The organism is Xanthomonas sp. MUS 060 (genome assembly GCF_000963215.1).
Taxonomy (GTDB): Bacteria; Pseudomonadota; Gammaproteobacteria; order Xanthomonadales; family Xanthomonadaceae; genus Xanthomonas_A.
In genome coordinates this window covers 176,001-198,204 of sequence record NZ_JZIM01000004.1, presented here as the reverse complement: position 1 = coordinate 198,204, position 22,204 = coordinate 176,001, and the positions used below count along the sequence as shown (strand labels likewise).

General features: G+C 63.9%; 24 protein-coding genes and 1 pseudogene. 17 read left to right on the top strand and 8 right to left on the bottom strand.

Features of this window, described 5'->3' with window-relative positions; genetic code table 11:
• Positions 1–4 precede the first annotated feature (4 nt).
• The 5 genes from pcaH (at position 5) to pcaC (ending at position 4,113) form a co-directional block, all read left to right on the top strand.
• Complete coding sequence (gene pcaH, locus XANALMUS060_RS06850) at positions 5–724, top strand: protocatechuate 3,4-dioxygenase subunit beta (protein ID WP_045737728.1); 720 nt, start codon at positions 5–7, stop codon at positions 722–724.
• Positions 725–729: 5 nt separating this feature from the next.
• Positions 730–1,287 (top strand): protocatechuate 3,4-dioxygenase subunit alpha, encoded by a 558-nt coding sequence (pcaG, locus tag XANALMUS060_RS06845; RefSeq protein ID WP_045737727.1) that lies wholly within the window; start codon positions 730–732, stop codon positions 1,285–1,287.
• 59 nt (positions 1,288–1,346) lie between these two features.
• Positions 1,347–2,687: a 3-carboxy-cis,cis-muconate cycloisomerase gene (locus XANALMUS060_RS06840; protein ID WP_045737726.1), complete on the top strand. Its 1,341-nt coding sequence runs from the start codon at positions 1,347–1,349 to the stop codon at positions 2,685–2,687.
• A gap of 211 nt (positions 2,688–2,898) precedes the next feature.
• Complete coding sequence (gene pcaD, locus XANALMUS060_RS06835) at positions 2,899–3,678, top strand: 3-oxoadipate enol-lactonase (RefSeq protein WP_045737725.1); 780 nt, start codon at positions 2,899–2,901, stop codon at positions 3,676–3,678.
• Positions 3,679–3,720: 42 nt separating this feature from the next.
• On the top strand, positions 3,721–4,113 hold the full coding sequence (gene pcaC, locus XANALMUS060_RS06830) for a 4-carboxymuconolactone decarboxylase (RefSeq protein ID WP_045728714.1): 393 nt from the start codon (positions 3,721–3,723) through the stop codon (positions 4,111–4,113).
• Positions 4,114–4,183: 70 nt separating this feature from the next.
• Here pcaC and XANALMUS060_RS06825 read toward each other — a convergent pair whose 3' ends face one another.
• From XANALMUS060_RS06825 to XANALMUS060_RS06815, 3 genes are all read right to left on the bottom strand, one after another.
• Positions 4,184–5,053: an IclR family transcriptional regulator C-terminal domain-containing protein gene (locus XANALMUS060_RS06825; RefSeq protein WP_082064959.1), complete on the bottom strand. Its 870-nt coding sequence runs from the start codon at positions 5,051–5,053 to the stop codon at positions 4,184–4,186.
• A gap of 488 nt (positions 5,054–5,541) precedes the next feature.
• A complete protein-coding gene (locus XANALMUS060_RS06820; RefSeq protein ID WP_045737723.1) occupies positions 5,542–6,579 on the bottom strand; it encodes an NADP-dependent oxidoreductase in 1,038 nt (345 codons plus the stop codon).
• On the bottom strand, positions 6,576–7,535 hold the full coding sequence (locus XANALMUS060_RS06815; RefSeq protein ID WP_045737722.1) for an aldo/keto reductase: 960 nt from the start codon (positions 7,533–7,535) through the stop codon (positions 6,576–6,578). The genes XANALMUS060_RS06820 and XANALMUS060_RS06815 overlap by 4 nt, the downstream gene beginning before the upstream one ends.
• Positions 7,536–7,702: 167 nt before the next feature.
• Between XANALMUS060_RS06815 and XANALMUS060_RS06810 the strand changes: the two genes are divergently transcribed.
• The 10 genes and pseudogenes from XANALMUS060_RS06810 to XANALMUS060_RS06770 all read left to right on the top strand — a co-directional run bounded on the left by XANALMUS060_RS06810 (position 7,703) and on the right by XANALMUS060_RS06770 (position 14,022).
• Positions 7,703–8,557: a class I SAM-dependent methyltransferase gene (locus XANALMUS060_RS06810; protein WP_045737721.1), complete on the top strand. Its 855-nt coding sequence runs from the start codon at positions 7,703–7,705 to the stop codon at positions 8,555–8,557.
• An 88-nt stretch (positions 8,558–8,645) separates the two neighbouring features.
• Positions 8,646–9,182, top strand: coding sequence for a pseudouridine synthase (locus tag XANALMUS060_RS06805; RefSeq protein ID WP_045737801.1), 537 nt, complete (start codon positions 8,646–8,648; stop codon positions 9,180–9,182).
• Between the two features lie 338 nt (positions 9,183–9,520).
• Positions 9,521–9,763, top strand: coding sequence for a hypothetical protein (locus XANALMUS060_RS21865; protein ID WP_045737720.1), 243 nt, complete (start codon positions 9,521–9,523; stop codon positions 9,761–9,763).
• Positions 9,760–10,368: a hypothetical protein gene (locus XANALMUS060_RS21180; RefSeq protein ID WP_235430390.1), complete on the top strand. Its 609-nt coding sequence runs from the start codon at positions 9,760–9,762 to the stop codon at positions 10,366–10,368. The genes XANALMUS060_RS21865 and XANALMUS060_RS21180 overlap by 4 nt, the downstream gene beginning before the upstream one ends.
• Positions 10,369–10,900: 532 nt before the next feature.
• Entirely contained in the window at positions 10,901–11,185 is a 285-nt protein-coding gene (locus XANALMUS060_RS20955) for a hypothetical protein (protein WP_045737719.1), read from the top strand.
• Between the two features lie 93 nt (positions 11,186–11,278).
• Positions 11,279–11,458: pseudogene (locus tag XANALMUS060_RS21860) on the top strand (hypothetical protein); the annotation flags it as partial.
• A gap of 290 nt (positions 11,459–11,748) precedes the next feature.
• On the top strand, positions 11,749–12,318 hold the full coding sequence (locus XANALMUS060_RS06780) for a hypothetical protein (protein ID WP_235430388.1): 570 nt from the start codon (positions 11,749–11,751) through the stop codon (positions 12,316–12,318).
• Positions 12,315–12,503 carry a hypothetical protein gene (locus tag XANALMUS060_RS19705; RefSeq protein ID WP_152640419.1) on the top strand — a complete coding sequence of 63 codons (189 nt, stop codon included), beginning with the start codon at positions 12,315–12,317 and terminating at the stop codon, positions 12,501–12,503. Before XANALMUS060_RS06780 ends, XANALMUS060_RS19705 begins: the two co-directional genes overlap by 4 nt.
• 23 nt (positions 12,504–12,526) lie before the next feature.
• Positions 12,527–12,886, top strand: a complete 360-nt coding sequence (locus tag XANALMUS060_RS06775; RefSeq protein WP_235430386.1) for a hypothetical protein — start codon at positions 12,527–12,529, stop codon at positions 12,884–12,886.
• 167 nt (positions 12,887–13,053) lie between these two features.
• Positions 13,054–14,022 carry a hypothetical protein gene (locus tag XANALMUS060_RS06770; RefSeq protein WP_052688113.1) on the top strand — a complete coding sequence of 323 codons (969 nt, stop codon included), beginning with the start codon at positions 13,054–13,056 and terminating at the stop codon, positions 14,020–14,022.
• 183 nt (positions 14,023–14,205) lie between these two features.
• Here XANALMUS060_RS06770 and XANALMUS060_RS20495 read toward each other — a convergent pair whose 3' ends face one another.
• A complete protein-coding gene (locus tag XANALMUS060_RS20495) occupies positions 14,206–14,643 on the bottom strand; it encodes a hypothetical protein (protein WP_045737717.1) in 438 nt (145 codons plus the stop codon).
• Positions 14,644–15,300: 657 nt separating this feature from the next.
• Here XANALMUS060_RS20495 and XANALMUS060_RS21855 point away from each other — a divergent pair.
• On the top strand, positions 15,301–15,573 hold the full coding sequence (locus XANALMUS060_RS21855; protein ID WP_045737716.1) for a hypothetical protein: 273 nt from the start codon (positions 15,301–15,303) through the stop codon (positions 15,571–15,573).
• Positions 15,574–16,157: 584 nt separating this feature from the next.
• Here the strand turns inward: XANALMUS060_RS21855 and XANALMUS060_RS06755 are convergent.
• The gene (locus tag XANALMUS060_RS06755; protein ID WP_045737715.1) at positions 16,158–16,571 is read right to left on the bottom strand and encodes a hypothetical protein; all 414 of its coding nucleotides are present in this window, start codon (positions 16,569–16,571) and stop codon (positions 16,158–16,160) included.
• Positions 16,572–16,769: 198 nt separating this feature from the next.
• Entirely contained in the window at positions 16,770–19,370 is a 2,601-nt protein-coding gene (gene hrpB / locus XANALMUS060_RS06750; protein ID WP_045737714.1) for an ATP-dependent helicase HrpB, read from the bottom strand.
• A gap of 98 nt (positions 19,371–19,468) precedes the next feature.
• On the opposite strand from hrpB, the gene XANALMUS060_RS06745 reads away from it, so the two are divergent.
• A complete protein-coding gene (locus tag XANALMUS060_RS06745; RefSeq protein WP_045737713.1) occupies positions 19,469–20,266 on the top strand; it encodes a TatD family hydrolase in 798 nt (265 codons plus the stop codon).
• A 145-nt stretch (positions 20,267–20,411) separates the two neighbouring features.
• Here the strand turns inward: XANALMUS060_RS06745 and panE are convergent, their stop codons facing one another.
• Together panE and XANALMUS060_RS06735 are read right to left on the bottom strand one after the other, a co-directional pair.
• Positions 20,412–21,356, bottom strand: a complete 945-nt coding sequence (gene panE, locus XANALMUS060_RS06740; protein WP_045737712.1) for a 2-dehydropantoate 2-reductase — start codon at positions 21,354–21,356, stop codon at positions 20,412–20,414.
• Positions 21,357–21,375: 19 nt separating this feature from the next.
• Complete coding sequence (locus tag XANALMUS060_RS06735) at positions 21,376–22,191, bottom strand: ABC transporter permease (RefSeq protein ID WP_045737711.1); 816 nt, start codon at positions 22,189–22,191, stop codon at positions 21,376–21,378.
• Positions 22,192–22,204 lie beyond the last annotated feature (13 nt).

The following is a 22,204-nucleotide window of genomic DNA, read 5'->3' as shown; positions in this document are numbered from 1 at the left end:
GACGATGCACGACGACGCTCCCATTGACCCCTTGCTCGGCTACCGTCGTCCGTACCCGGGCACGCAACCGGCTTATCGGCATCTCGCGTATGCCTCCACCGGTAGCCGTGGTCCGACCCGTGACCCGATTGCCATCGCGGTGACGCTGTCCGAGGCCACCGGCCCGACACTGGATCGGATCACCCTGGGCGCGCATGCCGCCGACCTCACCGCCGGCTTTCCGGGCGTGCCGCTGGGTGAGCGCATCCGCGTCGGTGGGCGTGTCCTGGACGAAAACGGCAAGCCGGTGTGCAACAGCGTGGTCGAAGTCTGGCAATGCAATGCGGCTGGCCGCTATCTGCACGATGGCGATCGTCACGATGCGCCGCTGGATCCTAACTTCACCGGCGCCGGTCAGGTGCTCACCGATGCGCACGGCCGCTACCGCTTCACCACCATCAAGCCGGGCGCGTATCCGTGGCGCAACCACTACAACGCCTGGCGTCCGGCACATATTCATTTCTCGCTGCATGGCGACGGCATCGGCCAGCGTCTGGTCACTCAGATGTACTTCCCTGGCGACCCACTGCTGGCCTACGACCCGATCTTCAACTGCGTGGACGACCCCAAAGCACGTGAGCGCATGGTGTCCACGTTCGATTGGGAACACGCTGCCAACGAACATGCGCTGGCTTACCGTTTCGACATCGTCCTGCGTGGACGCAAGCAGACCCCTTGGGAGTAAGCGCGATGAGTTTCCAGGCAACCCCCTCGCAGACGGTCGGCCCCTATTACCGGATCGGGCTGGAACCGCTGTACCGCACCGAGATCGCGCCAGCGCAGGCACAAGGTGCGCAGGTGGAGATCGCCGGTCGCGTGTTCGATGGCCTTGGCGCGCCGGTCGGCGACGCATTATTGGAGATCTGGCAGGCCGATGCCGCCGGCATCTACGACCATGCCGCCGATCCACGCCGTGGCGACCACGACCCCGCCTTCCATGGCTGGGGGCGGGTGCCGACCGACGCGCAGGGCCGTTTCGCCTTCCGCACGATCAAGCCCGGTCGTGTGCCCGGACCGAATGGGCCGCAGGCACCGCATTTGGTCGTGCTGGTGTTCATGCGCGGGCTGTTGCGCGCCGCACCCACACGCCTGTACTTCGGCGACGACGACCTGGACAGCGACGCGATCCTGGCGCAGGTGCCGGCCGAGCGCCGTGCTACGCTCATCGCGCAACCGCGCGCGCCGGGGCGCTACGCATGGGACGTGCACATGCAGGGCGAACGCGAAACGGTGTTCTTCTCCTACTGAGCAAGGCACGTAGCGGTTACTCTGCTGTCTGCCTCGCCATTGCCATTGCGCACGATCCGATGAGCGTTTCCGATTCGCTGTTGCGTCCGTTGTTCGGCGACCCCGCCGTCGATGCCCTGTTCGACGATCGCGCGCGTCTGCAAGCCATGCTCGATGTCGAGGCGGCGCTGGCGCGTGCGCAGGCGCGTTGCGGGGTAATTCCAATGAGTGCCGTGGCGCCCATCGTCGCCGCGTGCGAAGCCGGGCACTACGACATCGACAGCCTCGCCGCCGCCACCGCGCTGGCTGGCAATCCGGCCATTGCGTTGGTCAAGGCGCTCACCGCGCAGGTGGCCGCCACCGACACCGAGGCCGCACGCTGGGTGCATTGGGGCGCGACCAGCCAGGACATCATCGACAGCGGCGCGGTTCTGCAACTGCGCGCCGCGCTGGACCGAGTGCAAGCGCAACTGCATGCCTTGTGCACCGCGCTGGCGTCACTGGCGCAACGCGAGCGCGACACCGGCCTACCTGGGCGCACGCTGTTGCAACACGCCGTACCGGTCACGTTCGGACTGAAGGCGGCGGGTTGGCTGGATGCACTGCAACGCAGCCGTCGCCGCTTGCACGCACTGCGCGAGGATGCGCTGGTGCTGCAATTCGGCGGCGCCGCCGGCACCCTGGCGGCATTGCAGCAGTGTGGGTTGCAAGTGGCCGAGGCCTTGGCCCAGGAGCTGCGTTTGCCGCTGCCCGCACTCCCGTGGCATGCCGCGCGTGACCGTATCGGCGACATCGGCGCGGCGTTCGCGCTGCTGGCCGGTAGCCTGGGCAAGATCGGTCGCGATGTCGCCTTGTCGATGCAGTCCGAAGTGGCCGAGGCGTTCGAACCCGTGGCGGCGGGCAAGGGCGGTTCCTCGGCGATGCCGCACAAGCGCAACCCGGTCGGCTGCGTGGTGGCGATTGCCGCCGCCACGCGCGTGCCGGGCCTGCTGGCGACCCTGTTCGCGGCGCTGCCGCAGGAACATGAGCGCGCCGTCGGCGGCTGGCATGCCGAATGGGAAACCCTGCCGGAGATCGTGCGCTTGAGCGCCGGTAGCCTGGCCCAGGTGCGCGTGCTGATCGACGGTCTGCAACTGGATCGCACACGCATGGCCGCACACCTGGAAAGCCATGGCGGCCTGCTCTATGCCGAAGCGGTCGCGGTGAATCTAGCCGGACAGTTGGGCAAGGCCGCCGCGCATACGCTAGTGGAGACGGCGGTGCACCGCGCGCTGGAAACCCAACGACATCTGCGCACAGTGTTGGCCGAGGATCCGCAGGTCGCCGCGGTGCTGTCGCCGACGCACCTGGACGCCTTGTTCGCCGAGGACAGTTGGCGCGGCATGGCGGCGGTGTGGATCGAGCGCGTCCTCGCCGGGTAGGCGCCTGACTGAACCGGAGTGACGGCGTGATCCACACAGAAAGCCGGTTGGAGCGCGGCTCAGACGGGGAAGCGAAACTTGCCCGGGTGGCACAGGTCTTGGCTCAATCCGCGCCGAGTGGCGGCGTATACACTCCAACCTACATGGCAGGCTCTAGACTGCAGTTATCGCCTGATTGCGGCGTCACCCTCATCCTGCGAGCGTATCGCCCATGCCCATCCTCGAGCTGCCCGCGCATCGCCTGAATTACCGTATCGACGGCAGCGAAGGCCGTCCATGGCTGACCTTGTGCAATTCGCTCGGCACCGATCTGCACATGTGGGATGCGCAGATCACCGCGCTGGCGCCGCATTTTCGCGTCCTGCGTTACGATCGCCGTGGCCATGGCGCGTCGACGACGGCACCGGGGCCGTATCGCCTGCAGGATCTCGGCGGCGACGTCCTGGCGCTATGGGATGCCCTGTCGATCGAGCGCAGCCATTTCTGCGGTCTGTCGATTGGCGGGTTGACCGGGCAATGGCTGGGTGTGCATGCCGGCGAGCGCCTGCTCGGCCTGACGCTCTGCGCGACCGCCGCCAAGATCGACACTGCCGAGAGCTGGCAGGCACGCATCGAACAGGTGCGTGCACAGGGGCTGGCGTCGCTGCGCGAAGGCACTTGCACGCGCTGGTTCACCCCGGCCTTCGTCGCGTCCCAGCCGGCGACGGTCCAGACCATTCTGGATACCTGCCAGGCCACCGACGTGGAGGCCTACATCGCGTGCTGCCACGCGCTGGCCGAGGCCGATCTACGCGACCATCTGGGTGCCATCGAGGTGCCGGTGCTGGCGCTGGCCGGACACGACGACCCGGTGTGCCCGCCGGCTGAATTGCAGGCGATTGCCACGCAGGTCGCCAATGGCAGTTTCACTGAAGTGCATGGCCGACACCTGTGCAATCTGGAATCCCCGCACGCGTTCAACGACGCGCTGCTGCGCTTTCTGTTGCAGTAGCCGCGTGGCGCGTGTGCTTTTCCCTGTTGAGGAGCCTTACCGATGGACGAGAACGACCGCTACGCCGCCGGCCTGCGGGTGCGCCGCGCCGTGCTCGGCGACGCCCACGTGGATCGCGCGCTAGCCGCGCGCACGCCGTTTACCGAGGAATTCCAGGATTTCATCACACGCACCGCGTGGGGCACGGTGTGGACCCGCGAGGGATTACCACGGCACACCCGTTCGCTGTTGACTCTGGCGATGATGGTGGCGCGCGGCCACGACGAAGAATTCAAGCTGCATGTGCGCGCTGCGCGCAACAACGGTGTCAGCGCTGAGGAAATCAAGGAAGTACTGTTGCAGGCGGCGATCTACTGCGGTGTCCCCGCCGCCAACCATGCCTTCGCCCTGGCCGCACCGATTCTGGCCGAGCAGGCGGCCGAAGCCGCCGAGTGATCCATGCCGCTGGGCGTGTCGCGGCGCATGCGTGGTCAGTCGTGTTCCGGCTCCAGTATGCGGCGATGGATCAATCCAGCACCAGATGCAATTGCTGCGCAGCATGTTTCAGCGCAGGCAATACCTTGCTTTGCAGGTGGCTCAGCGTCATGCGCGCGACGGACGTGCCGACGTTGAGCGCGGCGACCACGCGTTGCTGACGGTTGCGCACCGGTACCGCCACCGAGCGCAGACCGATCTCCAGTTCCTGATCCACGATCGCATAGCCGTCGCGCTGCACGCGTTCGAGCAGCGTCTGGAACGGCGCACGCTTGGTGATGGTGCGCTCGGTGCGTGGACGCAGCGGATTGCGCTCCAGATAACTGTGCAGCGTGTCGGGCGGTTGCGCGGCGAGCAGCACCCGTCCCATCGAAGTGCAATACGCCGGTAGCCGACTCCCCGCACGCAATCCGATCGACATGAGCCGCACCGTCTCCGCGCGTGCCACGTACAACAGATCGTCGCCATCGAGCACGCCCAACGAGCAGGACTCGTGCAACGTGTCGCGCAGTGCATCGAGCACCGGCTGTGCCGCTACCGACAGTGCCGCAGTGGACACATGGCCGCTGCCGATCCCCAGCGCACGTGGCAGCAGCACATAACCGCGACCATGCACGCCGACATAGCCCAGCTTTTCCAGGGTGTACAACACCCGTCGCACCGCCGCGCGCGGGATGCCGGTGTCGACGCTGAGCTGGGCCATGCCGACATCGCGGCTGTGCTGAGCGAACGCGCTGAGCACCGCCAGGCCGCGCGCCAGCGAGGTCATGAAATTCGGGTCGCCTGCGCAGTCGCCGATGCGGCGCATCAGTTCCGCGGGCAGCCCGTGCTCCGGCGTTGTCGCTGACGGGCGGGTACGTGGGCTGCGGCGCACACGCGGTGGAGCTGGAGAATCGGACATGAAAAAGGCAACGACGCGAAGGCGTTGTCGCCGATGGTAGTGTCTGGATTGGGTAGCCTCAACATTCAACGGCAATGCTTGATGCCGAAAACGAGGAGCTTGTCCTGCCGCCCCTCGCCGAGCCGATTGCCGTCGAACAAGCGCAATATCATGGAAGTTCACCCGCCTGCGATTTGACCTGCCTTGGATAAAGCGCATACCAACGGCTCCAGCGCTTGACGCGAAAAAGGCAACGACGCGAAGGCGTTGTCGCCGATGGTAGTGTCTGGATTGGGTAGCCTCAACATTCAACGGCAATGCTTGATGCCGAAAACGAGGAGCTTGTCCTGCCGCCCCTCGCCGAGCCGATTGCCGTCGAACAAGCGCAATATCATGGAAGTTCACCCGCCTGCGATTTGACCTGCCTTGGATAAAGCGCATACCAACGGCTCCAGCGCTTGACGCGATAAGCCGCATGATGGCCTCTCGCGTTGTCTTTCTGAGCGCAGCTACACGTCCAGCCGCACCACCAGCTTGCCGAAGTTGCCGCCATTGAGCATGTCGATGAATGCCTGTGGTGCGTTTTCCAGTCCATCCACCACGTGTTCGCGGTAGCGCACGCGGCCCTCGGCCAGCCAGGTACCCATTTCGCGCAGGAATTCCGGATAGAGCATGACGAAGTCGCCGACGATGAAACCGCGCACGGTCAGGCGCTGACGCAGGATCTGGTTCATCAGTGCCGGTAGCCGGTCCGGGCCAGGCAGTAATGCGCCATCGGCGTTGTAGGTGGCGATGGTGCCGCACACCGGGATTCGCGCGAAGTCGTTCAACAGAGGTAGCACCGCGTCGAATACATGGCCGCCGACATTCTCGAAATACACGTCGACTCCGTTGGCGGCAGCGGTGCGCAACTGCGCGGCGAAATCCGCAGCGCGATGATCCAGGACTGTATCCATGCCCAATTCCTCGCGCAGATAACCGCATTTTTCTGCGCCACCGGCGATGGCGATCACCTTCGCGCCGCGCAGCTTGGCGATCTGCGCCACGCTGGCGCCGACCGGGCCGGTGGCGGCGGCGACGACAATGGTTTCACCCGGCTGGGGTTTGCCGATCTCGTGCAGGCCGGCATACGCGGTGAAGCCGGGCATGCCGTAGACACCAAGCGCGGTGCTGGGTGGCAGCGGCGACTGCGGATCGAGCTTGCGCCGCAGGCTGTCGCCTTCGGCAACCAAGTGCGTCTGCCAACCGCCATTTTGCACCAGCACAAGATCGCCCGGAGCGAACCCAGGCGCATGCGATTGGACAACTTCGGCCACGGTGCTGCCGACCATCGTCTCGCCCAGTTGCACTGGCGGCGCATACGACGGTGCCGCGCTCATGCGTCCACGCATGTAAGGGTCCAGCGATAGCCAGCGGTTGCGCAGCAACACCTGGCCGTGGCCTGGCGGCGCGAGCGGCACCTGCTCAAGGCGAAAATTTTCCGCACTCGGTGCGCCCTGCGGACGCGAAGCGAGCACGATGCGGGTGCTCAAGGGGGCCGCGCTCATGCGCTTTCCTCGCTGGCGGCGTTCAATTGTGCGATGTCCGTGGGCGACAGTTGCACGCGTGCGGCGGCGAGCAGGTCTTGCAGTTGCGTCAGGCTGGTGGCGCTGGCGATCGGTGCGGTGATGCTGGGGCGTGCGATCAACCAAGCCAGTGCCACCTGGGTTGGGGTGGCGGCATGCTTGCCGGCGAGGTCGTCGAGCGCCGCCAGGATGCGCAGGCCGCGTGCGTTGAGGTAGCGTGCGACCACGCTGGCGCCGCGCGCCTGGCTCTTGTCGGCGTCGGCGGCGTTGCGATATTTGCCGCTGAGAAAACCACTGGCCAGCGCGTAGTAGCACAACACACCCAGCCCGTGCTCGTGCGCCAGTGGTTCCAGTGCGGCCTCGTAGCCGGCGCGGTCGTACAGGTTGTACTCCGGTTGCAGCGTCTCGTAGCGCGGCAGATGGTATTGCGCCGAGATTTGCAGCGCCTCGGCCAAGCGTGCGGCGCTATAGTTGGATGCGCCGATTGCGCGCACTTTACCTTGCTCGATCAACCGCCCGAAAGCGGCCAGCGACGCTTCCAGCGGCACCGCATCGTCGTCGGCATGTGCCTGGTAGAGGTCGATGACGTCGGTCTGCAGACGTTGCAGGGAATCGTCCACTGCGGTGGCGATATTCTCGGCGGATAACCCTGGACGCTCGGCCCATTTGCCGACCTTGGTCGCGATCAGTACCTTGTCGCGCTTGCCGCTGCGTTTCAGCCATTGGCCGATGATGCTTTCCGATTCGCCGCCGCGATTGCCCGGCGCCCAGGCCGAGTAAATGTCGGCGGTGTCGATCAGATTGAACCCGGCATCGACGAAGGCATCGAGCAGGGCGAACGACGTCTTGGTGTCGGCACTCCAGCCGAACACGTTGCCGCCGAACGCAAGCGGTGCCGCATGTAGGCCGGAACGGCCGAGTTCGCGTGTGTGCCACATGGCGAAATCCTCCAGAGTGTGGACGGCGACAGGAGTGTCGTGGGTGCTTTCGGAGATGGGACAATCTTGGCAAGCATAACGTTCTGCCTGCGTGATCTGTGCGCGTTGCCGTCGGCGGTGACACGCATGCGTGCTAGGCTCGTGCGATCTTTCTGTGGATGCCTGTCATGACGCTTCGAACCTCGCTTGCCTGTGCCTGTACGTTGGCCGTTGCTGGCGCCCTGCTGACGCCCATGGCGCAAGCGCTCAAGTCCACTCACGGGGTGACATCGCCGGCAGCGGACGCGGCGCTGCGCGCGGCCATCGATGGTAGCTGGCGTGCTCCTGCCAACGTTGCGCGCGATGCGTATCGCCATCCCGACCAGACGCTGACGTTCTTCGGTATCAAGCCGACGCAGACAGTGATCGAAATCACTCCCGGTAACGGCTGGTATGCGGAGATCCTGGCACCGTATCTGCGCGAGCGCGGTCACTACATCGCTGCCGTGGTCGATCCGGCTGCGGTGCCGGAAGGGCGTCGCGACTATCAGCAGAAAGCGCGCAGCGGCCTGGAAGAGAAGTTCGCTGCCGCACCGGCGCAGTACGACCACGCCCACATCGTGGCGTATTCGCCGAGCGCTCCGGTGTTCGGCCCGCCAGGATCAGCGGACCTGGTGCTGACGTTCCGCAATGTGCACAACTGGCGCAAGGCCGGACAGGCCGAAGGCATGTTCAAGGCGTTCTACCAAGTACTCAAACCCGGCGGCGTGCTCGGTGTGGTTGAACATCGCGCCAAGGCCGACCTGCCAGCCGACGACAAGAGCGGCTACGTGGGGCAGGCGCAGGTGATCGCGATGGCTGAGGCAGCGGGTTTCGCACTGGTCGGCAAGAGTGAGATCAACGCCAATCCGCGCGATACCAAGGACTATCCAAATGGCGTGTGGACGCTGCCGCCGAGCAACCAGCACGATGCGGCCGATAATGCCAAGTATCAGGCGATCGGGGAGAGCGACCGGATGACCTTGAAATTCGTCAAGCGCTGATGCGGTCGTTGCACATGGCGGTATGCGCGCGTGGGGCACGCCCCGCGTCGCGCTGTGCGGCGCGGCTGTCGCGTGGTCCGCAGCGTCGATGCTGATTGCCTTCAACAAGCCGTTCAACGTGCTGTGCCAGTTCACCGACCGTAGCGAGCCGCGGCGGCGAACGCTGGCCGAATTCGGTTTACCTGGCGACGTGTATGCAGCGGGACGCCTGGATTACGACAGCGAAGGTCTGTTGTTGCTGACCGACGACGGCGCGCTCGCGCATCGTCTCACCGACCCGCAGCACAAACAGCCCAAGACCTATTGGGTGCAGGTGGAAGGCGTACCGCAGCCGGAGCAACTGCAACGCTTGGGCGATGGGGTGATGTTGAATGATGGGCCCACTGCGCCGGCCCAGGTCAGCCTGTTGGATGCCGCACCGGCGTTGTGGCCGCGCGATCCACCGGTGCGTTTCCGCAAGACTGTGCCCGATGCCTGGCTGCAGATCGTGCTGCGCGAGGGCCGCAACCGTCAGGTGCGGCGGATGACCGCTGCGGTTGGCTTACCGACCCTGCGCCTGGTGCGCGTGGCGATAGGAGGGCATCGGCTCGATGGTCTGGCGCCGGGGGCTTGGCGCGCGCTGTAGACGCGGCAGTCGATGCTGCTTGACCGGATCGCGCATGGATCGCTCGCATCGCAGTGCGTCGGTGGCGGCAATGTGCCGCACGCCATCGAATATACCGCCTCGCTGCGTATTAGAGCATATCCTCTATCCAACAACGGAAATTCCATACACATGATCGGAATTTCCGTATAACCTGTGGGCTAACGTGTCGTCTTGGTTACGCGCCAGGCAATGACCATGGCTGGCTATGGCCTTGCCGATTCATCGGCAGGTCAGCCGCTGGTGGCATCGGTCCATGACGTAAGATCGCAGACGTAGATGGGAAGCTAAGTCAAAATCAAAAGGAGAGGTCACGCGCGATGAGCCAGGACACCGACGATCACAGCGACAATCCCTATCGCCCGCGCAAATTCAAGGTGCGCGATCCGTTGCACGATGCGCAATTACTGCGCGATATGGCGATCATCAATGCGCAGCAGTGCGCCCGGCTGGGCCCACTGCCACCTGGCGGATTGCCGGTGCAACCCAAGCGCAAACCCGCGCCTTGGCCGTGCTTGCCTGCCGCCGCATCTGCGCCCATCCCCCCGAGGACGACCCGATGAAACTACACTACCTGGCCGCCACCGCCATCATGCCGCTGGCCTTGACCACTGCTGGGTGCTCCAAAGGCATCGATGTCGGCAATGAAGGCGCCACCGGGCACCTCAATCCACATCCAGTTAAACGCTACGAAGTGATTGCTACTTCACATGCACCCGGGCCGTGGGATTCGATCAAGGCGTATATCGAATACGACGTCATCAATGAAAAATGCGTGCCGATGATGTCGTTCGTTGGTGTGCGGAAAGTGCCTGGTACCGAGTTCGATGTTCCCATGACACAGGTGGACGATCACACATGGAAGGGATATTTCTACCGCGACCCCTTGCTAGATGAGGATTATTTCAAGCTTGGCGTGTGCCATTGGGATGTCACCAGCGTGGGCGTTAGTGCGACTGGTCAAGGAGTAGGTTTCAACTGGAGCGGCATGTTGAACCAGCTGTTGCGAGAAAGTCAGGAGACGACCTATTTCAAGAAGAGTGCATACGGCGATCAGTCTCTTGTTCAATATGACGCTCAGGAGCTAACGGAAGAAGACAATGAGGTGATTCAATATCCAAAGACTCATTTCTCAGTCACTATCGCTGTCAAGGAAGCCAGGCAATGAATGCTGCCGATCAAGCACGCGCCGACGCGGCCAATGACTCTTAAGCCCGGACAACTTCCTGGCCGAGCATCGTTTCAGCGAAGCGTCGCAACGCTGCGCGGACCACCAGAGTGCCTTCGAGCATTTCACCTGGGAGGTTGCTCACGAACGTGCCGAACGGTGGTGACTCTGGCGACTCCAGAGAATGTGCAAGCGCTCAAAGACGCGCATTACCTCGACGTCAGCCACGGCGCATCGTCACCCAATCCCCGCTGCCGGCCAAGCTTATGAGACCGTCACCCATCCAGGGCAGTGGTTCGGTCAGAGCGCGCCAGCCGCATCCACGCCACATCCTGCCGTGGACAAGCAACAGGCGCAGCAACACCAAGTGCCGCATTTGGTGCAGCCCCCACGCATGTACATGCACAACCTCCACAGCACACGCTCACCGAGCTCATAGGCAGGTCATGCAGTGGCGGCATCAGCCCCATGCAGTAAGATCGCAGGCGCAGTGGGGAGGCTTGCTCAAAATCAAAAGGAGAGGTCACGCGCGATGAGCCAGGAAACCGACGATCACAGCGACAACCCCTATCGCCCGCGCAAACTCAACGTGCGCGATCCGTTGCACGATCTGCAGCTCCTGCGCGATATTGCCGGCCAAGCTTATGAGACCGTCACCCATCCAGGGCAGTGGTTCGGTCAGAGCGCGCCAGCCGCATCCACGCCACATCCTGCCGTGGACAAGCAACAGGCGCAGCAACACCAAGTGCCGCATTTGGTGCAGCCCCCACGCATGTACATGCACAACCTCCACAGCACACGCTCACCGAGCTCATAGGCAGGTCATGCAGTGGCGGCATCAGCCCCATGCAGTAAGATCGCAGGCGCAGTGGGGAGGCTTGCTCAAAATCAAAAGGAGAGGTCACGCGCGATGAGCCAGGAAACCGACGATCACAGCGACAACCCCTATCGCCCGCGCAAACTCAACGTGCGCGATCCGTTGCACGATCTGCAGCTCCTGCGCGATATGGCGATCATCAATGCGCGGGTGCGCGCCGAGCTTGGGCCACTGCCACCTGGCGGATTGCCGGTGCAACCCAAGCGCAAACCCGCGTGGCCACCGCACCTGCCTGCCTGACGCCGCATCCACGCCCCATTCCCCCGAGGACGACCCGATGAAACTGCAACACCTTGCCGCCACCGCCCTCATGCCGCTTCATGCCGCTGGCCGGCCCTGACCGCTGCGGGCTGCTCCAAAGGCATCGATGTCGGCAATGACGGCGCTACCGGTCACCTCAATCCGCATCCGGTCAAACGCTACGAAGTCATCGCCACCTCCCATGCGCCGGGGTCGTGGGATTCGATCAAGGCATATATCGGGTATGACGTCATCAATGCGAAATGCGTCTGACCGCTGCGGGCTGCTCCAAAGGCATCGATGTCGGCAATGACGGCGCTACCGGTCACCTCAATCCGCATCCGGTCAAACGCTACGAAGTCATCGCCACCTCCCATGCGCCGGGGTCGTGGGATTCGATCAAGGCATATATCGGGTATGACGTCATCAATGCGAAATGCGTGCCACTGATCCCGTTCATTGGACAACGACACATGCCCAATACCGGACTCGATGTTCCCATGACACAGGTGGACGATCACACGTGGAAGGGGTATTTCTACCGGGACGCCTTGCTGGACGAGGACTACTTCAAGCTTGGCGTGTGCCACTGGGATGCGACCGGTGTTGGCATTTCTGCTATAGCCAAGGGAGTTAGGTTCAATTGGGGGGGGATGTTAGTGGAACTCCTGCGAGAAAGTCAGGAGACCTACTACTTCAATAAGAGCGTGTATGGAGATACTTCTTTTGCTCCCTATGGTGCTCCAACACTTGTAGCAGACGACGATGAGGTTGTTCAGCATCCAGATGCTCATTTCTCAGTCACCATCGCTGTCAAGGAAGCCAAGCAATGAAGCCTACTGATCAAGCACGCGCCGATGCGGCCAATGATTCATATTTCAATCGTCCACAAAGCGATGTTGATAGCACAAAACGTATATATCTAGATGATGCTAAATATACCGTCTTTGGCTACACGAAGGATCCTGTAACCGGTTTCCATGCAACCGCGTATCGAAGCGTGGAAGTACGCCACTGATCCCGTTCATTGGACAACGACACATGCCCAATACCGGACTCGATGTTCCCATGACACAGGTGGACGATCACACGTGGAAGGGGTATTTCTACCGGGACGCCTTGCTGGACGAGGACTACTTCAAGCTTGGCGTGTGCCACTGGGATGCGACCGGTGTTGGCATTTCTGCTATAGCCAAGGGAGTTAGGTTCAATTGGGGGGGGATGTTAGTGGAACTCCTGCGAGAAAGTCAGGAGACCTACTACTTCAATAAGAGCGTGTATGGAGATACTTCTTTTGCTCCCTATGGTGCTCCAACACTTGTAGCAGACGACGATGAGGTTGTTCAGCATCCAGATGCTCATTTCTCAGTCACCATCGCTGTCAAGGAAGCCAAGCAATGAAGCCTACTGATCAAGCACGCGCCGATGCGGCCAATGATTCATATTTCAATCGTCCACAAAGCGATGTTGATAGCACAAAACGTATATATCTAGATGATGCTAAATATACCGTCTTTGGCTACACGAAGGATCCTGTAACCGGTTTCCATGCAACCGCGTATCGAAGCGTGGAAGTACCACACAACATCATCATCGCCTACCGTGGCACCGACCCAGGTCTATTTACCGGCGAGACCAAGGCGGAAAAAGCGCAGCATGCGCTCACCACCCTCCAGGACATCGCCGTCGATGCCACGATGGTGCGCGACGCGGTCAATCCGCAAAAAGCCGCTGCCGACGCGTTCACGGCGCAGATGCTCGCCAAAGCAGCCAAGCAGGGCATTCCCAAAGACCACGTGACCGTCACTGGCCACTCTCTCGGCGGCGCATTGGCGCAGATCGAAGCGGCGGAATTCGGCCTGGCCGGCTCCACCTACAACGCTTACGTGGCGCAGATCGAAGCGGCGGAATTCGGCCTGGCCGGCTCCACCTACAACGCTTACGGCGCGGTGAGCCTGCGTCATCACGTGCCGGAGGGCGGCACGGCGGTGACCAATTACGTCCTGGCAGGTGATCCGGTGAGTGCGGCCAGTCGGCATTACGGAACGGTGGTGACTCTGGCGACGCCAGAAAATGTGCAAGCGCTCAAAGACGCGCACTACCTCGACGTCAGCCACGGCGCATCGTCACCTAATCCGCTGCGGGCGATGCGCATGGGCGATCACAGTGGTACACACTTCACTGGCCCGCAGAGCGTGCTGTCCCCGGAGAGGCTGGCGCAGCTCAGCCTGCGTCATCACGTGCCGGAGGGCGGCACGGCGGTGACCAATTACGTCCTGGCAGGTGATCCGGTGAGTGCGGCCAGTCGGCATTACGGAACGGTGGTGACTCTGGCGACGCCAGAAAATGTGCAAGCGCTCAAAGACGCGCACTACCTCGACGTCAGCCACGGCGCATCGTCACCTAATCCGCTGCGGGCGATGCGCATGGGCGATCACAGTGGTACACACTTCACTGGCCCGCAGAGCGTGCTGTCCCCGGAGAGGCTGGCGCAGCTCCAAGCAAGCCAACTACGCGCACAACAAGGCCGCCTTTGACCATGTTCGCCAGGACATACATCAGGACCGCGAGCTACTGAACATGGCCCTGAATCCTGGCGCCATGGCCCTGAATCCTGGCGCGACTGCCGCCATGGCGGCGAAGGCGGAAGCACTGGCGCTGCAGAGGCGTGCCGAACATGCCTACGCGGCCAATGGTCCCACCCACTGTCGAACGCGTCATCAGAACGCGTCATCAATGTGGCCGAACATGCTGCCGGCCAAGCTTACGAGACCGTCACCCATCCAGGGCAGTGGTTCGGTCAGAGCGCGCCAGCCGCATCCACGCCACATCCCGCCGTGGACAGGCAACAGGCGCAGCAACACCAAGCCCCGCATTTGGTGCAGCCCCCCGCGCATGTACATGCACCACCTCCACAGCACAGCACTGCTGCCCCGCAAAAACCGGCCAGCGTGGACATGCAGGAACAGGCGCGGATCGCGCAATTGCAGCAGCAGGAACAGCAAGCGCAGGCAGCGCGCGAGCAGCAACATCAGCTTGCGCAGCAACACGCGCAGTTGCACCGCCAAGCCATGGATGCGCAGCAACGCGAACACGACCAGCGCCACAGCCAAGACACCCGTTCGCATCAACACGAACAAACCGGCCAGCGTGGACATGCAGGAACAGGCGCGGATCGCGCAATTGCAGCAGCAGGAACAGCAAGCGCAGGCAGCGCGCGAGCAGCAACATCAGCTTGCGCAGCAACACGCGCAGTTGCACCGCCAAGCCATGGATGCGCAGCAACGCGAACACGACCAGCGCCACAGCCAAGACACCCGTTCGCATCAACACGAACAGCACCAAGCCGCCGAGCGAGCCGATGTTGCACACCCCGCCAGTGGCGCACGCACCACAGCTCCCGCTGATGACGGCACATCCCCTGGAGCCTGGCGACCGCAGCGTCGCCGTGCAGTCCTTGCAACAACACTTGCAGACCATCGGCGCCACCGACCGCGATGGCAACGCCATCCAGGACGACAAGCACTACGGCCCCCGCACCCAACAGGCGGTGGAAAACTTCCAGCGTTGGGCTGGCCGCGAGCCAACCGGCATCGCCGACCCAGGCACGCTCGAAGCACTGCAAACGCNGCCGAGCGCCCGAACCCGCCTCGCCCCGACCTCGCCACTGCGCAGCAGCAGGCAGCATCAAAAGCGCTGGAACCCTACAGCAGCCCCAATTAAAGCGCTGGAACCCTACAGCAGCCCCAATTCCCCCCCCGCTGCACGCGCTCTACGCACAGACCAAGGCCACCCTGGAGGAAAAGGGCATTCCGATGTCCGAGGAACGCCTGCATCAGGTCGTCGGCAAGATGGCGATCTACGATATGACACCAGCAGGGAAAAACGATTTCGTGGTCAAGGGCGATATTTTCGAGGGCTGCGATATCGATGTCTGCTATAAGCACTTCACGCTGGACCTGCGCGAGCCAGCCCCATCGGTGCAGTCCACGCTGCAGCAGGTGCAGAACCAGCAGCAGGTACAGGAAGCAGAAGAGTTGACGGCCATGCGGCAGCAGCCAAAATACGAGCATTCGTATGGCCGATAGCCAGACCGATGGCATGAGCGCCACCGCACGCGATACACGCAAACGTGGAATTGTTCGATAAGCCAAAGACGGCCGAATGGCAGGAGCACGAGCAGGCACGGATCGTGCAATTGCAGTAGGAACAGCAAGCGCAGGTAGCGCACGAGCAGCAGCATTACCTCACGCAAGCAACACCACCAGTTCACCACCATGCCAAGGGCGCGCGGCAATGCGAGCAGGAGCAGTGCGATAGCCAGGGCACCGTTTCCACACCCGCAGCACCAGCGCCAAGCCGAGTACCTGCGCGAAAACTACTCCCGCAGTCCATGCCAGGGCCACAGGTGCGTACCGGATTGAACAACCCGATTGGTCTTGCTCCGCAGACCGTCACCTCCTCCATCGAAATGGCGCTTGTATCGCTGAACATTCTCAGCAGCCCGATGCTGTGGGCGCGTCGATCACTCGTAGGTAGGCGTGGTGGATGACCGCGGAGGTCGTCGCGCGTTTTGTCAGCACCAGCCGTGCGCACAAAAACGCGATTCAGTGGTGGCACCCGGTCGCGGCGTCGTGTCTGGCTGCGGCCGGGCGATGTCGCGACGCGACTGCTATTGTTCGGTGGCGTCCTGTGCGGTCCTGCTACGGCGCACGCGGCGTGTGGCCGATGTGCTGCGGCCCGCACCGCTGTTGCTATTGCTGCGCTTGCTGGTCTCGATGCGCTGTGCCTTGCCCTCGATGGGCGCGGTTTTGTCGCGCTGGCGCTTGCGATAGAGGGCGTAACCGATCAGGCCCACGCCCACCGCTGCCGCCGCAATCGCTAATGCCGGATTGCGGCGCACTGCATTGCGTGCTGCCTTGCCGCCGGTCTTCACCGCGCCCAGTGCCGCGCCTGTCTTGATTGCGCCGATGGTCATACCCGAGTGCAACCACTTGTTCGCCTGCGGGCCGAGATGCTTGAGACTATCTCCGGCATGGCTGGCCAGGTCCAGAGCGCGGTCGGTGATGATGGTCAGCTTGCTCATGGGCGTTCCTACGTGCAGGAAGGAAGAGAGCTAGTCTCCCTCGCATAGCGTATACAGCACGTTAGCGCTGTAACCCCGATGCGGCTGCGCGCTGAAGATCGTTGCGCGCAAGCAACATGCGCTAGAAGCGGCGCAGGACGTGTCGTGCGTTGCTGTCGGGCGGGTGCGCCCAGCGACGCCTTGGTTTTGTCAGCGACGCTAGGTGCCGCGCGGTTTGGCGCGGTGGCTGGCGGTGGCGGTCCAGGGGTCATCGGGCCACGGATGGCGTGGATAGCGGCCCTTCATTTCTTTCTTCACTTCCGGGTAGGTGTTGGACCAGAAGTTGCGCAAGTCCTGGGTGACTTGCAGTGGACGTCCACCGGGCGAGAGCAGGTGCAGCACCAGTGGCACGCGGCCATCGGCGATGCGGGGGGTGTCGGTCAGTCCGAACAGTTCCTGCAGTTTGACCGCCAGTACCGGCGGTTGTGGTTGGCCGGCGTGGTCCAGCGCGTAGTCGATGCGCCGCTCCATGCCCGATGGCACCGCGATGCGCACGGGGGCGTGGCGGTCGATGGCTTGGCGTCGGTCCCACGGCAACCGTGTTTTCAATGCCTCGGCGAGTGCGTCCTCGCCGAGTGCGTCGAGCCGGGTCTTGCCGACGAAGGCCGGACGCAGCCAGTCCTCCAGGCTGTCCAGCAGCGCTGTATCGCGCAGATCCGGCAGGTCCAGTTCCGGCATCCATGTCCGCAGTCCGATCACGCGCGCACGCCATTGCCGCACGTCCTCGCTCCACGGCAATGCTTGCAGGCCCAGCTCGCGCACTGCTTCGGTCAGTGCGGTCGCCGCATGCGCCGGGTCGACGCGACCGGCAGGGCGGCTGTCGAGCACGATGCGGTCGAAGCGGCTTTCGCGCAGCGCGCTCAGCGCACGCCGTTCGGCATCCCAGCGCACCACGTCCTGTTGCACGAAGCGCTGCGGAAATTGCGCACGTAGGGCGTTCTCGTCCACTGGCGCGGCGCGCAGCAGCAAGGCGTCCTTGGCCTCGTGGCGCAGTTCGGTGGCGACCAGCCAGGGTTCGCCGCGCAGGTCGCTGTGTTCGAACAAGCGCGCGCTGCGCCCGTTGGCCAGCAGGTAGCGCAACGGATCATGCGGGTGACGCACGCCGATACGGTCGGGGAAGGCATGGGCGAGCAGGTCGCCGAGCACGTGCGCGTCCACGCTCTCCGGCGCAACGGCACTGTTACGTAAACGTCGCCGCCATTGCGCGGCGGCGGCATCGATTGCGGCCAGACCACCACGGTGGGCATCGTGCGGCACGCGTCCGCGACGGAATGCGGCCAGCGCGCGCCAACGCGCGGCCAGCGCATCGCCACTCTGGCGTAGCGGGTCGCGTGCCTCGATCAGTGCGGCTAGATCGCAGGCCAACGCTTGCGTGCGCGCATCCGTGTCGGCCAACAGCATCGCCGCCAGCCGTGGATGCGTGCCGAGTGCCAGCATGCGTCGGCCATTGGCGGTGATGAGCTGGTTTGCGTCGAGCGCGCCGAGCCGTTGCAGTAATTCGCGTGCGGCAGCGGCGAGTGCGCCGGTTGGCGGTGGATCGACGAAGCGCAGGCCGTCGCTGCCCCAGGCGGCCAGTTCCAGCGCCAGGCCGGCCAGTTCCACTTGCAGGATTTCCGCGCGCCGTTGTGCCTCCAGGCGCTGCGATTGCGGCCACAGCCGATACGCCCAGCCACTGGCAACGCGACCGGCGCGGCCAGCACGTTGGTCGGCGGAAGCCTGCGCGATCGTGGTCACGTCCAGGCGCGAGAAACCGCTGTTGGGATCGTAATGCGGTTCGCGCGCCAGCCCCGCGTCGATCACCACGCGCACGCCGGGCAGGGTGACCGAGGATTCGGCCACGTTGGTCGCCAGTACCACGCGTCGCCGGCCATGCGGATCGGCTTGCAGAACCTTGCTCTGCTGCTCCACCGGCAACTCACCGTGCAGGGGTAGTACGTCCACGCTGTTCGCTGCTCCCGCGTGGAGCGCAGGGTGCGCGGTGTCGTGTGCTGACGGGGAAGCGCCCGGATGCGTCGCGATGGCGTCCGCGGTGTTGCCCGTTGCAATCCCACCCGCTTCCAGCGCCGCGTGTACCCGCGCGATCTCGCGTTGCCCTGGCAGGAATACCAGCACATCGCCGGGATGCTGCTGCAGTGCGTGGTCGATGGCGCGGCGCGTTTGTGCTTCCAGCGATTCCTCGCGCCGTGCCGGGAAATGCGCGATCTCCACCGGGAAACTGCGCCCGGCGCTGGACAGTCGCGGCGCGTCGAGGAACTGCGCTAGGCGTTCGCCGTCCAGTGTCGCCGACATCACCACGATGCGCAGGTCCTCGCGCACTTGCGCCTGCACGTCCAGCGCCAGCGCCAGACCCAGGTCCGCGGCCAGGTGGCGTTCGTGGAATTCGTCGAACAGCAGCGCGCCGATGCCTTCGATCAGCGGATCGTCCTGCAGCATGCGGGTCAGGATGCCTTCGGTGACGACCTCGATGCGGGTGCGTGCGGAGACCTTGTTCTCGAAGCGGATGCGGTAGCCCACGGTCTCGCCGGGGGCCTCGCCGCGCTGTCGGGCCATGAATGTGGCGGCGCTGCGCGCGGCGACCCGGCGCGGTTCCAGCATCACGATGCGACGGCCCTGCAGCCATGGCGCATCCAGCAAGGCCGGTGGCACCTGGGTGGTCTTGCCGGCGCCGGGCGGGGCCTCCAGCACCAGGCGCGGGTGGGCGGCGAGGCTGTCGCGGATCTGCGGCAGGAGTGGATCGATCGGAAACACGGTGGACGTCATCGGCCAAGGATACGGGGCGGGCGCGTCGCTGTAGAGCGGCAGTGCCGGCCTGGCCCTTACAATCGTTCGCTTTCCTGCTTGCTCTTCCGCGTATCCGCATGACCTTGATCGATATCGGCGCCAATCTTACTCATGACTCCTTCGATCGCGACCGCGACGCGGTGCTGCAGCGTGCCCGCGCCGCTGGTGTCGCGCAGATGGTGGTCACTGGCGCCAGCCGCGAACACTCGCCGCTGGCCTTGCAACTCGCGCAGCAGCATCCCGGCCTGCTCTACGCCACTGCCGGCGTGCACCCGCACCACGCGCTGGAATACACCGCCGAGTGCGATGCCGAGCTACGCGCGCTGCATACCCATGCCGAGGTAGTGGCGGTGGGCGAATGCGGCTTGGATTATTTCCGCGATTTTGCTCCACGCCCGGCGCAGCACCGCGCCTTCGAGCGGCAACTGCAACTGGCCGCCGACATCGGCAAGCCGCTGTTCCTGCATCAACGCGATGCGCATGCCGATTTCCTGGCGTTGATGCGGCAGTTCGATGGCAGGCTCGGTCCGGCGGTGGTGCACTGCTTCACCGGCACGCGCGAGGAATTGTTCGATTATCTTGACCGCGATTGGTACATCGGTATCACCGGCTGGCTGTGCGACGAGCGCCGTGGCGCGCACTTGCGCGAATTGGTCAGGCACATTCCCGCTGCACGGTTGATGATCGAAACCGATGCGCCTTACCTGCTGCCGCGCACGCTCAAGCCGACACCGAAAGACCGACGCAACGAGCCGGCGTTCCTGGCACATATCGTTGAGGAGTTGGCCCGCGACCGTGGCGAGGACGTGGCGACCACCGCGATGACCAGTACCGCAGCGGCGCGGGCGTTTTTCCGTTTGCCTGGCGTGGCGTGAGTCGCCCTCTGGGGCACAACGGGATTTCCAATTCCCGCTGTTGTGCAGGCTGGCAGTTGTAGGAGCGGCGGGTATCTAGGATGGTTGCATGCGCCGTGCTGACGCTCGGATGCGATTGGCTGGCAACGCCAGTGCAACGCAGCGTCTAGGGTGCAGATAGGGTGGCCTGATACGCCTGTAGATGGCAGTAAGCGGCCATCAGCAGTGGCGCAGCGTGACCGGCGTTGCGAGCACGCGCCAACATATCGCCGACGATGTGCTGTGCTTCCACTTGGTGTCCTGCTTCCAGATCGCGCAGCATCGAGGCTTTCATCGGCGAGCCGGGCCGGGTCAACAAGTGCAGTGCGTTGGCCTGCGCCGCGTCGGGGATCGGCTCGCCGGCGGTGTCGGCGACGGCCACGCACTCGGCGTACAGCCCGCATAGCAGTGCCACGCCGTCATCGCTGGCGACGATCCCCCCGATCGGTGCGCGCATCAGGCAGGTCGCTGCGGCGAGCGCGGTCAGGAACGTGTACTTGATCCATTGTTCCTGTGCGATCCGTGGTGTGGCCAGGTGATCCAGTCCGGCCTGCGTGCAGGCGGCGGCGAAGGCGCGCACACGCGGGCTGTCACTGCCGCGTCCATCGCGCTCGCCGAAGGTGAGCGATGCTGGTTTGGCCAGATGCTGTACCGTGCCATCGCGGTCGAGCACGGCATTGATGAAGCACAGTCCACCCAGCACATGTTCGGCGCCGAAGCGGGCGTCCAGCAGTGGGTAGTGGCGCAGGCCATTGAGGATCGGCAGCACGCAGGTATCCGGGTGCAGCGCTGGCGCGACTGCCTCCAGTGCGCTGTCCAAGTCGTAGGCCTTGCAACTGAGCAACAGCAGATCGAACGGCCGCGCATCGGCAACCGACACCAACGTGTCGGCGGTGAGTGTGGTCACCGCGATCGTTGCGTCGCCATGCGGACTGCGGATGCGCAAACCGTTGCCGCGCAATTGCGCCGCACGCGCTGGCCGCACCAAGAAGCTGACATCGACGCCCGCTTGTGCGAGGCGTCCACCAAAGTAACCGCCGGTCGCGCCGGCGCCGAGGATCAGGATGCGCATGCGGTCTTGTTCGCCACTGTCAGCTGCGCAACCCGACCCCGCGTCGTAGCAGCCACAGCGCCAGTGCCGCCAGTGCCGCGACGAAGCCCAGCATCAGCGTATAGGCCACCCACAGTGGTACGTCGCTGGTGCCAAGCAGGCCATAGCGGAAGGCGTTGACCATGTAGAAGATCGGGTTGGCGTGGGTGGCGGCCTCGGCCCAGCCCGGCAGCAGCTTGGTCGAGTAGAACACGCCGCCAAGGTAGGTCATGGGAGTCAGGATGAAGGTCGGGACGATCGCCACGTCGTCGAACTTCTTCGCGTACACCGCGTTGATGAAGCCAGCCAGGGAGAAGATGATCGCGCCGAGCAGGAATGTGCTCAATGTCACCAGCGGATGCGGAATGTGTAGCTGCGTGAAGCACATGGCGATGATCAGCACGATGACCCCGACCATCAGCCCGCGCAGGACCGCACCAGCGACGTAGCCCCACAAGATCACCCAGTTGGGCATCGGGCTGACCAGTAGTTCCTCGACATGGCGACCGAACTTGGCGCCGAAGAACGAGGAACTGATATTGCCGTAACTGTTCTGGATCACGCTCATCATCACCAGGCCGGGCACGATGAACTGCATGTAGCTGTAGCCGCCCATCTCGCCGATGCGTGAACCGATCAAACCACCGAAGATCATGAAGTACAGGGTCATGGTGATCGCCGGTGGCACCAGGGTCTGGCCCCAGATGCGCAGAATGCGCTTGACCTCGCGGCGCACGATGGTCAGCAGGGCGACCCAGTTGCGTTGCGCGGGGGTGGGATCGGAGAAGTGTTGCGGGGATGTGGGAGGCGTGGTCATGGTCGTCGCCGTG

Coding starts and splice junctions, on each gene's coding strand:
- pcaH (WP_045737728.1), top strand. CDS start 5: ATGCACGACGACGCTCCCATTGACCCCTTGCTCGGCTACCGTCGTCCG.
- pcaG (WP_045737727.1), top strand. CDS start 730: ATGAGTTTCCAGGCAACCCCCTCGCAGACGGTCGGCCCCTATTACCGG.
- XANALMUS060_RS06840 (WP_045737726.1), top strand. CDS start 1,347: ATGAGCGTTTCCGATTCGCTGTTGCGTCCGTTGTTCGGCGACCCCGCC.
- pcaD (WP_045737725.1), top strand. CDS start 2,899: ATGCCCATCCTCGAGCTGCCCGCGCATCGCCTGAATTACCGTATCGAC.
- pcaC (WP_045728714.1), top strand. CDS start 3,721: ATGGACGAGAACGACCGCTACGCCGCCGGCCTGCGGGTGCGCCGCGCC.
- XANALMUS060_RS06825 (WP_082064959.1), bottom strand. CDS start 5,053: ATGTCCGATTCTCCAGCTCCACCGCGTGTGCGCCGCAGCCCACGTACC.
- XANALMUS060_RS06820 (WP_045737723.1), bottom strand. CDS start 6,579: ATGAGCGCGGCCCCCTTGAGCACCCGCATCGTGCTCGCTTCGCGTCCG.
- XANALMUS060_RS06815 (WP_045737722.1), bottom strand. CDS start 7,535: ATGTGGCACACACGCGAACTCGGCCGTTCCGGCCTACATGCGGCACCG.
- XANALMUS060_RS06810 (WP_045737721.1), top strand. CDS start 7,703: ATGACGCTTCGAACCTCGCTTGCCTGTGCCTGTACGTTGGCCGTTGCT.
- XANALMUS060_RS06805 (WP_045737801.1), top strand. CDS start 8,646: ATGCTGATTGCCTTCAACAAGCCGTTCAACGTGCTGTGCCAGTTCACC.
- XANALMUS060_RS21865 (WP_045737720.1), top strand. CDS start 9,521: ATGAGCCAGGACACCGACGATCACAGCGACAATCCCTATCGCCCGCGC.
- XANALMUS060_RS21180 (WP_235430390.1), top strand. CDS start 9,760: ATGAAACTACACTACCTGGCCGCCACCGCCATCATGCCGCTGGCCTTG.
- XANALMUS060_RS20955 (WP_045737719.1), top strand. CDS start 10,901: ATGAGCCAGGAAACCGACGATCACAGCGACAACCCCTATCGCCCGCGC.
- XANALMUS060_RS06780 (WP_235430388.1), top strand. CDS start 11,749: ATGCGTCTGACCGCTGCGGGCTGCTCCAAAGGCATCGATGTCGGCAAT.
- XANALMUS060_RS19705 (WP_152640419.1), top strand. CDS start 12,315: ATGAAGCCTACTGATCAAGCACGCGCCGATGCGGCCAATGATTCATAT.
- XANALMUS060_RS06775 (WP_235430386.1), top strand. CDS start 12,527: ATGCCCAATACCGGACTCGATGTTCCCATGACACAGGTGGACGATCAC.
- XANALMUS060_RS20495 (WP_045737717.1), bottom strand. CDS start 14,643: ATGTCCACGCTGGCCGGTTTGTTCGTGTTGATGCGAACGGGTGTCTTG.
- XANALMUS060_RS21855 (WP_045737716.1), top strand. CDS start 15,301: ATGTCCGAGGAACGCCTGCATCAGGTCGTCGGCAAGATGGCGATCTAC.
- XANALMUS060_RS06755 (WP_045737715.1), bottom strand. CDS start 16,571: ATGAGCAAGCTGACCATCATCACCGACCGCGCTCTGGACCTGGCCAGC.
- hrpB (WP_045737714.1), bottom strand. CDS start 19,370: ATGACGTCCACCGTGTTTCCGATCGATCCACTCCTGCCGCAGATCCGC.
- XANALMUS060_RS06745 (WP_045737713.1), top strand. CDS start 19,469: ATGACCTTGATCGATATCGGCGCCAATCTTACTCATGACTCCTTCGAT.
- panE (WP_045737712.1), bottom strand. CDS start 21,356: ATGCGCATCCTGATCCTCGGCGCCGGCGCGACCGGCGGTTACTTTGGT.
- XANALMUS060_RS06735 (WP_045737711.1), bottom strand. CDS start 22,191: ATGACCACGCCTCCCACATCCCCGCAACACTTCTCCGATCCCACCCCC.